General features: G+C 62.9%; 12 protein-coding genes, 1 tRNA gene and 1 pseudogene. 8 read left to right on the top strand and 6 right to left on the bottom strand.

The genetic code is table 11. From position 1 onward, the window contains the following. The first annotated feature begins 227 nt into the window (after positions 1 to 227). Complete coding sequence (gene tusA, locus BLX42_RS18715) at positions 228 to 470, top strand: sulfurtransferase TusA (RefSeq protein ID WP_012313540.1); 243 nt, start codon at positions 228 to 230, stop codon at positions 468 to 470. A 60-nt stretch (positions 471 to 530) separates the two neighbouring features. Beyond that, positions 531 to 1,673: a 4-phosphoerythronate dehydrogenase PdxB gene (gene pdxB / locus BLX42_RS18710; RefSeq protein WP_046786476.1), complete on the top strand. Its 1,143-nt coding sequence runs from the start codon at positions 531 to 533 to the stop codon at positions 1,671 to 1,673. Positions 1,674 to 1,741: 68 nt separating this feature from the next. On the opposite strand, the gene BLX42_RS26575 is transcribed toward pdxB, so the two are convergent. Further along, positions 1,742 to 1,915, bottom strand: coding sequence for a PA1571 family protein (locus BLX42_RS26575; protein ID WP_168216562.1), 174 nt, complete (start codon positions 1,913 to 1,915; stop codon positions 1,742 to 1,744). A 203-nt stretch (positions 1,916 to 2,118) separates the two neighbouring features. Between BLX42_RS26575 and BLX42_RS18705 the strand changes: the two genes are divergently transcribed. From BLX42_RS18705 to BLX42_RS27235, 3 genes and pseudogenes are all read left to right on the top strand, one after another. After that, a complete protein-coding gene (locus BLX42_RS18705) occupies positions 2,119 to 3,882 on the top strand; it encodes an ABC transporter transmembrane domain-containing protein (RefSeq protein WP_046786475.1) in 1,764 nt (587 codons plus the stop codon). Positions 3,883 to 3,973: 91 nt separating this feature from the next. Further along, positions 3,974 to 4,804: pseudogene (locus BLX42_RS27240) on the top strand (methyl-accepting chemotaxis protein); the annotation flags it as partial. Between the two features lie 117 nt (positions 4,805 to 4,921). Beyond that, a complete protein-coding gene (locus tag BLX42_RS27235) occupies positions 4,922 to 5,689 on the top strand; it encodes a methyl-accepting chemotaxis protein (RefSeq protein ID WP_371316837.1) in 768 nt (255 codons plus the stop codon). Positions 5,690 to 5,742: 53 nt separating this feature from the next. On the opposite strand, the gene BLX42_RS18695 is transcribed toward BLX42_RS27235, so the two are convergent. Beyond that, a tRNA-Pro gene (locus BLX42_RS18695) sits at positions 5,743 to 5,819 on the bottom strand. Between the two features lie 82 nt (positions 5,820 to 5,901). Next, entirely contained in the window at positions 5,902 to 6,123 is a 222-nt protein-coding gene (locus BLX42_RS18690; RefSeq protein WP_046786473.1) for a YgdI/YgdR family lipoprotein, read from the bottom strand. 176 nt (positions 6,124 to 6,299) lie between these two features. On the opposite strand from BLX42_RS18690, the gene moaB reads away from it, so the two are divergent. After that, positions 6,300 to 6,839, top strand: a complete 540-nt coding sequence (gene moaB, locus BLX42_RS18685; protein WP_039604205.1) for a molybdenum cofactor biosynthesis protein B — start codon at positions 6,300 to 6,302, stop codon at positions 6,837 to 6,839. Then, the gene (gene glp, locus BLX42_RS18680) at positions 6,823 to 8,049 is read left to right on the top strand and encodes a gephyrin-like molybdotransferase Glp (RefSeq protein ID WP_161872364.1); all 1,227 of its coding nucleotides are present in this window, start codon (positions 6,823 to 6,825) and stop codon (positions 8,047 to 8,049) included. The genes moaB and glp overlap by 17 nt, the downstream gene beginning before the upstream one ends. Here glp and BLX42_RS18675 read toward each other — a convergent pair. Beyond that, positions 8,038 to 9,285: a glycosyltransferase family 4 protein gene (locus tag BLX42_RS18675; RefSeq protein WP_161872363.1), complete on the bottom strand. Its 1,248-nt coding sequence runs from the start codon at positions 9,283 to 9,285 to the stop codon at positions 8,038 to 8,040. The two genes, glp and BLX42_RS18675, sit on opposite strands and share 12 nt — an antisense overlap. Before the next feature lie 456 nt (positions 9,286 to 9,741). On the opposite strand from BLX42_RS18675, the gene yegS reads away from it, so the two are divergent. Continuing rightward, a complete protein-coding gene (gene yegS, locus BLX42_RS18670; protein WP_217433355.1) occupies positions 9,742 to 10,623 on the top strand; it encodes a lipid kinase YegS in 882 nt (293 codons plus the stop codon). On the opposite strand, the gene BLX42_RS18665 is transcribed toward yegS, so the two are convergent. Together BLX42_RS18665 and BLX42_RS18660 are read right to left on the bottom strand one after the other, a co-directional pair. Next, positions 10,607 to 11,266, bottom strand: a complete 660-nt coding sequence (locus tag BLX42_RS18665) for a response regulator transcription factor (RefSeq protein WP_046786470.1) — start codon at positions 11,264 to 11,266, stop codon at positions 10,607 to 10,609. The genes yegS and BLX42_RS18665 overlap by 17 nt on opposite strands. Continuing rightward, positions 11,263 to 12,153, bottom strand: coding sequence for a sensor histidine kinase (locus tag BLX42_RS18660; RefSeq protein WP_046786469.1), 891 nt, complete (start codon positions 12,151 to 12,153; stop codon positions 11,263 to 11,265). The genes BLX42_RS18665 and BLX42_RS18660 overlap by 4 nt, the downstream gene beginning before the upstream one ends. Between the last annotated feature and the right edge of the window lie 31 nt (positions 12,154 to 12,184).

Below are 12,184 nucleotides of genomic sequence, written 5' to 3'. Positions count from 1 at the left end.
GCATCCATGCCCGTCACCTCCCTTCGCAAGACCTGCGCTCGGCCTCCTGAAGTCGCAATCTGTAGTGACTGAGCTACCGCGCGCTTAAAAGCAAAAGCAAAAGCAAAAGCAAAGGCAAAGGCAAAGGGAGAGGGAGAGCAAGCTGTGCTTGCGGCGCCGGGCGTGCAGGTGACTATTGGTCCGCGCCACGCTATGCGCCACAATAGCGATCATTTGCGGAGCACCCCATGACTGACTTCACCCCCGACGCCATTCTTGATGCCACCGGCCTGAACTGCCCAGAACCGGTGATGATGCTGCACACCCACGTGCGCAATCTGGCCGCCGGCGGCCTGCTCAAGGTCATCGCTACGGATCCCTCGACCCGGCGCGACATTCCCAAGTTCTGCAACTTCCTCGGCCACGAACTGCTGCAGCAGCAGGAAGAGGCCGGTACCTACCTGTACTGGATTCGCAAGAAAGCCGACTGATCCACGCTGGATCGTGCCGGGCATAGCACCTACACTGCGTTCCCCAGACAGGAGAGCGCCATGCTGATAGTTGCCGACGAGAATATCCCGCTGCTCGATGCCTTCTTCGAAGGTTTCGGCGAGATCCGCCGTTACCCTGGCAGGAGCATGGACGCCGCCAGCGTCAAAGAGGCCGATGTGCTGCTGGTGCGCTCGGTGACCAAGGTCGACCGGCAATTGCTCGAAGGCAGCAAGGTGCGCTTTGTCGGCACCTGCACCATCGGCACCGATCACCTGGACCTGGATTACTTTGCCGAAGCCGGCATCCACTGGAGCAGCGCGCCGGGCTGCAACGCCCGCGGTGTGGTCGACTACGTGCTGGGCAGCCTGCTGACCCTCGCCGACCTGGACGGTGCAGCGCTGCCCCAGCGCACCTACGGCGTGGTGGGTGCAGGGGAGGTCGGTGGCCGGCTGGTGCGCGTGTTGCACGGCATGGGCTGGAAGGTGCTGGTCTGCGACCCGTTGCGCCAGGCGGCTGAGGGGGGCGATTTCGTCAGCCTGCAAACTGTGCTCGAACAATGCGATGTGATCAGCCTGCATACCCCATTGCAGCGTGGCGGCGAGCACCCGACCTGGCACCTGCTGGGCCAAGCGCAGCTCGCACAGCTGCGCCCTGGCGCATGGCTGATCAACGCCAGCCGTGGGCCGGTAGTGGATAACGTCGCCCTGCGTGAGTTGCTGTTGGACCGCGAAGACGTGCACGCTGTGCTCGATGTATGGGAGGGCGAGCCGCAGGTCGACCTGCAACTGGCCGACCTCTGCACCCTGGCTACGCCGCACATCGCCGGCTACAGCCTGGATGGCCGCCAGCGCGGCACGGCGCAGATCTACCAGGCGTTGTGCCGCTTCCTGGGTGAGGCCGAGCGCGTGCAGTTGCAGGATCTTCTGCCCAAACCGCCACTGGCGCAGATCGAGTTCGATGGCGAAGCTGACCTTGGCTGGGCCTTGGCGACGTTGTGCCGGGCGGTGTACGACCCGCGCCGCGACGATGCCGATTTCCGTCGCAGCCTGAGCGACGATGCGGCCGAGCAGCGCGCGGCGTTCGACCTGTTGCGCAAACAGTATCCGCCACGCCGTGAAATCGAAGGGTTAGCGGTGCGGTTGCGGGGCGAGGCTCCGCAGTTGGTGCAGATGGTCAATGCCTTGGGTGCAGTGGTCGTTTGACGAGCAGGCAGAACATTCCGGGCAAATAAAAACCCGGCGCCAGCGCCGGGTTTCAAGCAATTCTTCACTCAGCCCTTGCGCACCTTCTTCACCCGGCTGTCCTCGAGGTCCTTGCAGGCCTGCTGGATCATTTGCTCGGTGATCGGTACTTCACGGCCCTGGGCATCGATGATCGATCCGCAGACCTTCGGTTGTGGGGTGCTCTGGGGCTTCTGGGTGTCGCTGCCATGCTGCAAGCTCATCTACAGTCTCCTCATCAGGTCCAATATCAAGGTAAACCTGTGCCGTGACTGGCCTGTGACAGCGGCTCTTGGAGGTCACGACAGCTACAGTCCACCAGAAAGTGCGGCAAACCTCCAGAGGCGTTTTAGAACGATGGGCTATAGCCACTGCCAGGCGGGATGAATGGTAGGCTGCTGTTTCACTGTCATTGTGGTCCATCGCCATGCCCGAACCGGTTTCTTCACGTCAGCGTCGCGCCTTGTTTCTCTGCTGGCAATTCATGCGCCCATACCGTCGCCAAGCGCTGTTGGCGTTGCTGGCTCTGGTAGTGACCGCCGGCATTACACTGTCCATGGGGCAAGGCATCCGCCTGCTGGTGGACCAGGGGTTCATGACCCGTTCGGCGCACCAGCTCAATCAGACCATCGGCCTGTTCCTGCTGTTGGTGCTGGCGTTGGCGGTAGGCACATTCAGCCGCTTCTATCTGGTTTCCTGGATCGGTGAGCGGTGCGTGGCCGATATCCGCCGCGCCGTGTTCGATCACCTGATAGGGCTGCACCCTGGCTTTTTCGAAGACAACCGCAGCTCGGAAATCCAGTCCCGGCTGACCGCCGATACCACATTGCTGCAGGCGGTCATCGGCTCATCACTGTCGATGTTCCTGCGCAACGCCCTGATGGTGATCGGCGGTGTCGTGCTGCTTTTCATCACCAACCCCAAACTCACCAGTATCGTCGTGGTGGCCCTGCCTTTGGTACTGGCGCCGATCCTGCTGTTTGGCCGGCGCGTGCGCAGCCTATCGCGGCAGAGCCAGGACCGGGTGGCGGATGTGGGCAGCTATGTGGCCGAGACGCTGGGGCAGATCAAGACCGTGCAGGCCTACAACCACCAGGCATTAGACCGCCAGCTGTTCGCTGGAACGGTAGAGGCGGCCTTCGCCGTGGCGCGCCAGCGTATCGCGCAGCGGGCCTGGTTAATCACTCTGGTCATCGTGCTGGTGCTGGGCGCGGTGGGGGTGATGTTGTGGGTCGGCGGCATGGATGTGATCGCCGGGCGCATCTCCGCAGGCGAACTGGCAGCCTTCGTGTTCTACAGCCTGATCGTCGGTAGTGCCTTCGGTACTTTGAGCGAAGTCATCGGCGAACTACAGCGCGCCGCCGGCGCGGCCGAGCGTATCGCCGAACTGCTGGCGGCGCGTAGCAGCATTCTAGAGACCGAGCAGCCGTTTGCGCTGCATCGCCAGCGCGCTGTTGGGCGTATCGAGCTGAAGAACCTGGTATTTGCTTACCCTTCCAGGCCATCGGTTGCCGCCATCGACAACCTGAACCTGGTCATCGAACCAGGCCAGACCGTGGCGCTGGTGGGGCCATCCGGCGCGGGCAAATCGACATTGTTCGACTTGCTGCTGCGCTTCTACGACCCCCAGCAGGGGGGCATCCTTCTGGATAACCAGCCAATCACCAGCCTGGCGTTGGGCGAACTACGCCGCCAGTTCGCCCTGGTAGCGCAGAACCCCTCACTGTTTCGCGGTACGGTCGAGGCCAATATCCGCTATGGGCGCCCGCAGGCGAGCCTGGCCGAGGTCGAAGCGGCGGCGCGTGGCGCACATGCCGATGAGTTCATCCGGCAACTGCCGCAGGGTTACCAGACACCGCTGGGCGAGGGTGGTATTGGCCTGTCGGGCGGGCAGCGGCAACGTCTGGCGATTGCGCGGGCGTTGCTGGTGGATGCGCCGATCCTGCTGCTCGACGAAGCCACCAGCGCCCTCGATGCGCAGAGCGAGCACTTGATCCAGCAGGCGCTGCCGAGCCTGATGGCGGGCCGCACTACGCTGGTCATCGCCCATCGCCTGGCCACGGTGCAGCATGCCGACCGCATCGCGGTCATCGACAAGGGGCGCCTGGTGGCAGTGGGTACCCACCGTGAACTGATCGAAAAGAGCCCGCTGTACGCCAGGCTGGCCTCGCTGCAGTTCAACGCAGGTTGACGCATCGAAGGCTTGTAACATTTTTGTAGCAATTGCTTGAGACTATCCCTTCAACTGTTGCGTAAGTGCTCGACCTGGCTGCTATCGATTGATGGCAGCTTTTTTTTGGCCTGCGAACGAGGACATGGATGTCTGTGGCGGCGCTGCCAGCGGCACGCTGTTTCCTCATTCCTTGTTCCCGAGATCTGCGATGTTGCGTAAATCCCTCAGAGTACAAATTCTTACCCTGCTCGGCGGCAGCCTGGCGGCGATGCTGCTGATTGCCTTGGTGTGCTTCCAGTTTCTGTCCTCCAGCGTGCGCAGTTATGCCACGCTGGTCGATGGACCACTGCAGGCCTCGCAATCGATCGACGAAGCCAACCTGCAGTTCAAGATCCAGGTGCAGGAGTGGAAGAACGTGCTGCTGCGCGGCCGCCAGCCGGCTGAGCTGGAAAAGTACTGGCAGCAGTTCCAGGCCCGTGAACAGCAGGTTCAGCAGTTGCTTGGGCAACTGATCGACAGCAGTGATCAGAAGCTCAAGGAGCCTTTGCAGCAACTGCGTGACAGCCATCGGCAATTGGGTGTGGCCTACGCGCAGGGGCGTCAGGCGTTTCTGGCCGCAGGTGGTGACCCGGTTGCCGGCGATCTGGCGGTCAAAGGTGTCGACCGTGCTGCCAGCGAGCAGATGAGCGCGTTGGTCGAGCAGTTGCGCGCCGACGCCCGTGAACGCGCCGCCAGCATCAATGCCAGGGCCGAGCGCACGGTATGGCTGGGTATGCTGGTGATGCTCGGGTCGGCACTGCTGGTCGGTTTGCTCAGCCTGTGGCGGGTCAACCGTAGCCTGATCGAGCCGATCAGCCAGTTGATCGAGTACGTAGCGCAATTGAGCCAGGGCCGCTTTGGCGCTCGGGTCGACAGCCGTCGCGAGGATGAACTGGGCCGCCTTGCGCGGGCGGCCAATACCTTGCGTGATTTCCTTGCCGAAACCGTTGGCCGGCTCAAGGACAATGCCCAAGAGCTGGAAGGCGCCAGTGGCCAGCTGCGCAGCATCGCCGGTGACATGGCGCGCGGTACCCATGACCAGTTCCAGCGCACCGATCAGGTGGCCACGGCGATGCACGAGATGTCCGCCACTGCCCAAGAGGTTGCCCGTCACGCCGCCGAAGCCGCGCGCGCGGCCGATGAAGCCGACCACAGTGCCCAGGCTGGCGAGCGGGTAATGCAGCAGACCATCGACATCATTGGCGTGGTCAACCGGGAGATCGCAGGTACTGCGGCGGTAATCCGCGATCTTGAAACTGACAGTTCGCGCATCGGCAAGGTGCTGGAAGTGATCCGTGGTATCGCCGAGCAGACCAACCTGCTGGCGCTCAATGCGGCCATTGAAGCAGCCCGTGCGGGTGAGGCCGGGCGCGGCTTTGCGGTGGTCGCCGACGAGGTGCGCAGCCTGGCTCAGCGCACGGCGGCGTCGATCGCCGAAATCCATCAGATCATCGAGGCGGTACAGTCTGGTGCCGTGGACGCGGTCAAGGCCATCGAAAGCGGGCAGCAGCGCAGCGAGGAGGGGGCCGAGCAGGTGCAGCAGGCTGGGCAGATGCTGCAGCGCATCACCACGGCGGTTGAGGCCATCCGTGACATGAACCGGCAGATCGCCACGGCCGCTGAAGAGCAGACCAGCGTGGCCGAGGACATCTCGCGCAACCTGGTCGAGATTACCCGCATCGCCACAGCCAACCAGGAGGCAGTGCAGCACACCGAGCAGGCAGGCCAGCGCCTGCATGGGCTGTCGGGGCAGTTGGGTGAGGTCACTTCGCGGCTTACCGCGTAGTGCTTATCGCGCATGACAAAAAGCCCGCACAATGGCGGGCTTTTTGAAGGATTTGGTCGGAGAGACAGGATTCGAACCTGCGGCCTTCTCGTCCCGAACGAGACGCGCTACCTGGCTGCGCTACACTCCGATGAACGAAATCCTACTGCATGGTTTTTTCGAACGCAAGCCCTTGTTGTTAAAAGGGCTTAGGCTCAAAACAGGGCGCTCGGTCAGAGCTCCTTGACGGTACGAACCTGGTCTTTGTTCAGGCGCGTACGCTTGCCATCAAGTTGCTCGAACTCGTAGAAGCCAGAGTCCTCGTCAAAGGACGGAGTGTCCACAGCCTGGATCTCACGACCGTCGTTCAGGGTGATCACGGTTGGCGAGGCGCAGCCAGCGAGGGCGCCCAGGCCCAGGGCGAGCAGAAAGGCGGGAAGGGTCCGTTTAATCATCGTGTTTCTCCAGTGCGATGGTGCTAGATGACGTTAAGACGCAAGGCGTCTGCGCAAGTTCCTTCTAGAGTGCAGCATAGCGCCAATCGCTGAGTATTGACCTGGGTCTGTCAAGGTTGCCGCAGGGCAGCCTGTGATATAAATGCGGCCATCCCTTTCCCCTGCGATGAACACTCATGAAAGCCAAGGCAGATACCCCCTTCGTGGCCCTGAATATTGCCGTGCTGACGGTCAGCGACACCCGTACCTTTGAAACCGACACCTCCGGGCAGATGTTCGTCGACCGCCTGACTGCGGCGGGCCACCAGCTGGCTGAGCGTAAGCTGCTCAAGGACGACCTCTACAAGATCCGCGCCCAGGTTGCCACCTGGATCGCCGATGACCGCGTGCAGGTCGTGTTGATTACCGGTGGCACCGGCTTCACGGGGCGCGACAGTACGCCTGAGGCCGTGGCCTGCCTGCTGGACAAGCAAGTGGAAGGCTTCGGCGAGCTGTTCCGGCAGATCTCCGTTGCCGACATCGGCACGTCGACCGTTCAGTCGCGCGCCTTGGCCGGCCTGGCCAACGGCACGCTGGTGTGCTGCCTGCCGGGCTCGACCAATGCTGTGCGCACTGGCTGGGACGGTATCCTTGCCGAGCAGCTCGATGCCCGCCATCGCCCGTGCAATTTCGTTGCGCACCTGAAGCAGGCAGCGGCTTGTGAAAGCCGTGGCTGAGGCGCCGCAGGCCCGGCCATTGATGCCGGTGGAAGAAGCGCTGGAGCGCCTGCTGGCCTTGGCCGAGGCCGCGCCGATCAAGGACACCGAAACCGTCCCGCTGGCCGAGGCCGAAGGCCGGGTGCTGGCGACCGACCTGGTTGCATCGCTCGACCTGCCGCCCTGGCCCAACAGTGCCATGGATGGCTACGCACTGCGCCTGGCCGATTGCCAAGGCCAGCCGTTGCCCGTCAGCCAGCGCATTTTTGCCGGGCACGCGCCCGAGCCGTTGCAGCCCGGCACGTGCGCGCGGATCTTCACCGGCGCCCCGCTGCCGGCCGGTGCCGACTGCGTCGAGATGCAGGAAAACACCGAGGTGCTGGAGGATGGCCGGGTGCGTTTCCTTGAACCGATCAAGCCTGAGCAGAATGTCCGTCCCCAAGGCCAGGAAACACGCCAGGGCGAACAGGTGATGGTCGCAGGAACGCGCCTGGGCCCGATCGAACTGGGGTTGGCCGCAACCTTGGGGCATGCTCAACTGCAGGTGGTGCGTCGGATACGGGTGGCAGTATTGTCCACCGGCGACGAGCTGGTCGAGCCAGGTTTGCCACTGGGCCCAGGGCAGATCTACAACAGCAACCGCCGCCTGCTGGTCAGTTGGTTGCAACGCCTGGGCTGTGAAGTGCGCGACATGGGCATCCTGCCTGATGACCTGGTGCGGACTCGCCAGTGCCTGGCCAGCCTGGGTGATGTCGACCTGATCCTGTCCACCGGGGGAGTTTCCGTGGGCGAGGCCGATTACCTGGGCGCGGCGCTGCGTGAGGCGGGCGAGCTGGCCTTGTGGAAGCTGGCGATCAAGCCAGGCAAGCCGCTGACATTCGGGCATTATCAAGGTGTGCCGGTGATCGGTCTGCCAGGCAACCCTGCGTCGACGCTGGTGACCTTCGGCCTGCTCACGCGCCCTTACTTGCTGCGCCGCCAAGGGGTTGCCGAAGTCACTCCGCTACGTTTCGACGTACCTGCGGGTTTCGATTGGCCCAAGGCCGGAACCCGTCGCGAATACCTGCGGGCGCGGATCGACAACGGCCGGGTGCGCATCTACAAGAACCAGAGCTCAGGCGTGTTGCGCAGCGCTGCCTGGGCTGAGGGCTTGGTGGAGGTGCGCGAAGGCAGCACGCCGCAGCAGGGTGACAGCGTACCGTTCATACCGTTGAGCGAACTACTTGGTTGATCGCCCTAGCCACGGGTCTGTAGGTTGCGGGGCGGTGGCAGGCGCTGACTGGGTCAGGCGCATGTGCACGTTCTCCAGTTGCTGCGCCGCCACGCTCCAGTCATGACGATGCCGGGCAAACTGGCGGCCGGCCTCGCTCAGTTGGCACATGCGCCAGGGTTGGTTGAGCAGTTGGGTAATCAGCAGTGCCAACTGGTCACCGTCATCGCTGCCCAGGTAATGCTCGCCGTTGTTCACGGCAAGGCCTGAAACGCCCTTGCTGGTGGTGATCACCGGCAGCCCGGCAGCCATGGCTTCGAGGATCTTGACTTTGGAGCCGCCGGCGTATCGCAGAGGGGCGAAGAACAGCGCCGAGCGCCGCTGCAGTTCGCGAAGGTCAGGGCGATAACCCAGCCATTCGATGCGGGGATCGTTCCAGTGCAGCTTCCATGAGGCCGGCATGGCATGCCCGGCTATGGCCAGGCGCACCGCAGGGTTGCTCATCCACACCTGCGGCAGGATTTCTTCCAGCGCCCATTCGATGGCCTCAAGGTTCGCACCGTATTCGAAGTTGCCGACGAACAGCAGTCGCTGACTGTGCAGTGCGGGACATACCTGTTGGTAATACTCAGAATCCACACCGTTGACCACTACGTTCACTGGGCGCCCGCTGATCTGGCTTATCAGTTCGGCGTCATGGGTGCTCACCGCAACCACTTCGGTGGGCTGGCAGAGTACGCGTTGCTCCCAGCGACGATAGCGCCAACGGTCGAACGCATTGAGCGGGCGCAGCCAAAGTGGCAGGCGATCATGGCAGGCGCCGCCCATCACCGATTCGAGTGTGTGTTCGCTGAGCATGTAGGGCAGGCCGCGGGCCTGCAGGGCTTTTTCGAAGGGTTGGAAGCCGTAGCTGTGCTCGATCTGGATGACATCCCAGGGCTCGTCCAGCAACTGCTCGAAGCGGTGGCGCAGGCAGGGCGCCAAGCCATTGATGATTGCCCGCATGGGGTAGTCGATGATCGGTGAGGCCAGCAGGTTGAGCGGGCTGTGCAGCGCCCGGCGGGGTAGCACGATCAGCCGCTCGACCAGTGGCTCCAGCGCTTCGCGGGTGGCATCGTTCAGCGGGACTTTCGACTGCACCAGCAAGGTGATCCGGTGCCCGTGCTGCGCAAGGGCGCGCAGCAGGTGGTATTGCCGGGTCTTGCTGCCGCTGGTGGTTGGCCAGGGTAGGTAGGGCAGCGTCCAGAGTATGCGCATGAACCACAATCCTCGCTAAAGGCTGCAGACAAAAAACGCGCCCGTGGGCAGTCAGCCGATGGCTGCAACCGGGACGCGTCCATACATTTGAGTAAAGCCCACGCTATCGTCTTCGCCCAGGTACTCGCTTGTGTCGATCATGCAGGGGATGAGAACGCTCATTTCACAGTCTCGACTCGGGCGCTGCACGTAGCGCTAATGGGCAGCTTGCGAACTGCCAAGGCTCTGGCGGCAAAAAGTCAAAAAACCGACTTTTTATTGTGCCTTATCGGTTTTGGCCAAATATTTGTCGATCATGCGCCTGATGGCTGAAGCTTTCAATCCTGTTGATGTGGGCCTGACCGGTTTTTGTTCACATGGGTGTCTGGCGTTGGCGCATGATCAGCCGGTGCATGCAGCAATCTGCCTGCGCCTGTGGTCGAGATCTGCAATGAGCGGTCCCTTGGGAGAAGCGTGATGGGTAAGGCAATGGTGATCCTGCACGGCAAGCAGGCGATGAACGAAGATGTGCGCAAGGCCGTCCTCGCCCAGCGTGAGCGGGGCTGGACGCTGGATGTGCGGGTGACCTGGGAAGCAGGTGATGCCCAGCGGCTGGTTGCCGAGGCGCTGGCGGCTGGCTACACCCATGTGGTCGCAGGAGGCGGCGACGGTACTTTGCGCGATGTGGCCGAAGCCATGGGGCAGGCAAATACTCAGGCCAGCCTGGCATTGCTGCCTTTGGGTACCGCCAATGATTTCGCCAAAGCCGCTGGTGTGTCATTGCAGCCGGCTGAGGCGCTGGCGCTGCTGGATATGCCGGCACGGCCAATCGACTTGGGCAAGGTTGGCGACCAGATGTTTCTGAACATGGCCACGGGCGGGTTTGGCAGTCAGGTCACGGCAAACACCTCCGAGGACCTCAAAAAAGTGCTGGGCGCAGCGGCCTACCTGTTCACCGGGCTGTCGCGCTTCAGTGAGTTGCAGGCCGCGTCGGTGGAGCTGAAAGGCCCGGACTTCCACTGGCAGGGTGACTTGCTGGCGCTGGGCATCGGCAATGGCCGCCAGGCAGGTGGCGGTCAGGTATTGTGCGCCGATGCCCTGGTGGATGACGGCCTGCTCGACATCGCTATCCTGCCGGCACCGCAAGAAGTGGTGGGGGCGCTGCGTGAGCTGCTGGCCGGCGAAGGGCTGTTCGTTCGTGCGCGCTTGCCCTGGGTAGAGATCAAGAGCTCCCAAGGCCTGGACATCAACCTCGATGGTGAGCCGTTACAGGCTGACAGCCTGCGCTTCGAGGCCCTGCCTGCGGCGCTGCGCCTGCATCTGCCGCCAAACTCGCCGCTGCTCAGTCATCCAGGCTGATGATTTTCTCGCGCACGGCAAACAGTACCAGCCCGGCGACATCGTAGATCTGCAGGCGTTTCATGATCTGCGAGCGATGGGTTTCCACCGTTTTGATCGAAAGGGCAAGCCCGGCAGCGATTTCGCGAGTGGATTTGCCCCGTACGATCAGGCGCAGGATTTCCAGTTGCCGTGCAGTGAGGTTATGGCGGTCGATGTTTGGCTGCTTGCCCTGCTGCGCACGCATCAGCGCCTGGTTGATCACCGTGTGGGCGATGGCCGGGCTGAGGTAGCGCTCGCCACTGCGTAGTGCGGCCAGTGCCTGCTCCAGCTCCTTTGCGGTGGCGTCTTTGAGCAGGTAGCCGTGGGCGCCGCTTTCCAGGGCGCGCATGATCAGGTCCGGGTCGGTGTGCATGGACAGGATCAGTACTTTGCAGGTGCTGCCAGAGGCGCGCAGCAGGGTGAGGGCATCAAGGCCGCTGGTCGAGCGCATGGAAATGTCGAGCAGCACGATGTCGGGCGCCAGTTGCTGGGCTTGCTCGAGCAGTTGGCCGCCATCGTCGGCTTCGCCGACCACGGTGTAGCCGGGTATGTCAGACACCAGGGCACGGACCCCGGCTCGAATCAGCGAATGGTCATCGACCAGCAGCAGTCTACAGGTCATCGGATAGCAGGTGTCCTGGCGCGTTCATGGGTGCGTGGTGGCCATGGGAACAAGACCTCGATCCGGGTGCCGAGGCCAAGCTGGCTGGTAATTTTCAGTGTGCCCTGGAGCGCTGTGGCACGCTCCTGCATGCCAGCCATGCCGCGCTGGCCTGCCTCAGCCGGATTGGCGGCGGGGATGAAGCCTTGGCCATCGTCCTCTATCGACAAGCTCAGGCCGGTGGGGCTGCGCTGCAGGCGGATGGTCAGGTTGCGCGCCTTTGCATGGCGCAATATGTTGGTGACCGCCTCTTGCGCGATGCGAAAAGCAGCCATGGTCACCTCCTCGCAAATGCCACCCAGCCTTTGATGGCATTCCAGGCTCCAATGCATGTCGGTGCTGCCTAGCGTGCGCACCAGATGGGCACGCAGGCTGGCTTCCAGGCCAAGGCTGACCAACTGCCGGGGATTGAGGATGGCAGAGACGTCACGCACCTTGCTCAGGGTGTCATCGAGTGTGCTGTGCAGGGCGCCGCATTGCGTCTGCAAATCGCTTGGCAGCCGCCGCTGCAACCACTCCAGCTGCAATTTGGCAGCGGTCAGCAGTTGGCCGATGTCGTCATGCAGTTCGCGGCTAAGGTGCTGGCGTTCGCTTTCCTGGACTTTGAGCATGCGATCGGCCAGTTCTGCCGGGCGCAAGCTGATAGACCTGGCACCCTGGCTCAGGTGCCAGCCGACCCCGAACATTGCTATCAGCTGCAACAGCATCAGGCTGGCCGGTATGGCATGGCCGCCGGTGAACAGCAGCAGGTTGGCAAACAGCGACGCCACGCACAGCAATGCAGTCGCCCAGCGCAGCACAGTGGCGAGGGAGCGGCAACGCAGAGCATTCTTCAAGCGTGGGAGCATAGAGGGGAAGCCACTGTAACCTTGCTGATGG

Source organism: Pseudomonas sp. SG-MS2 (assembly GCF_009933855.1).
Taxonomy (GTDB): Bacteria; Pseudomonadota; Gammaproteobacteria; order Pseudomonadales; family Pseudomonadaceae; genus Aquipseudomonas; species Aquipseudomonas putida_E.
The sequence above is the reverse complement of the archived record's forward strand: the minus strand, read 5'-3'. Positions and strand labels throughout refer to the sequence as shown.

What these genes read in the sequence shown, in the direction of transcription:
- tusA (WP_012313540.1), top strand. Translation starts at nt 228, where the DNA reads ATGACTGACTTCACCCCCGACGCCATTCTTGATGCCACCGGCCTGAAC.
- pdxB (WP_046786476.1), top strand. Translation starts at nt 531, where the DNA reads ATGCTGATAGTTGCCGACGAGAATATCCCGCTGCTCGATGCCTTCTTC.
- BLX42_RS26575 (WP_168216562.1), bottom strand. Translation starts at nt 1,915, where the DNA reads ATGAGCTTGCAGCATGGCAGCGACACCCAGAAGCCCCAGAGCACCCCA.
- BLX42_RS18705 (WP_046786475.1), top strand. Translation starts at nt 2,119, where the DNA reads ATGCCCGAACCGGTTTCTTCACGTCAGCGTCGCGCCTTGTTTCTCTGC.
- BLX42_RS27235 (WP_371316837.1), top strand. Translation starts at nt 4,922, where the DNA reads ATGGCGCGCGGTACCCATGACCAGTTCCAGCGCACCGATCAGGTGGCC.
- BLX42_RS18690 (WP_046786473.1), bottom strand. Translation starts at nt 6,123, where the DNA reads ATGATTAAACGGACCCTTCCCGCCTTTCTGCTCGCCCTGGGCCTGGGC.
- moaB (WP_039604205.1), top strand. Translation starts at nt 6,300, where the DNA reads ATGAAAGCCAAGGCAGATACCCCCTTCGTGGCCCTGAATATTGCCGTG.
- BLX42_RS18675 (WP_161872363.1), bottom strand. Translation starts at nt 9,285, where the DNA reads ATGCGCATACTCTGGACGCTGCCCTACCTACCCTGGCCAACCACCAGC.
- yegS (WP_217433355.1), top strand. Translation starts at nt 9,742, where the DNA reads ATGGGTAAGGCAATGGTGATCCTGCACGGCAAGCAGGCGATGAACGAA.
- BLX42_RS18665 (WP_046786470.1), bottom strand. Translation starts at nt 11,266, where the DNA reads ATGACCTGTAGACTGCTGCTGGTCGATGACCATTCGCTGATTCGAGCC.
- BLX42_RS18660 (WP_046786469.1), bottom strand. Translation starts at nt 12,153, where the DNA reads ATGCTCCCACGCTTGAAGAATGCTCTGCGTTGCCGCTCCCTCGCCACT.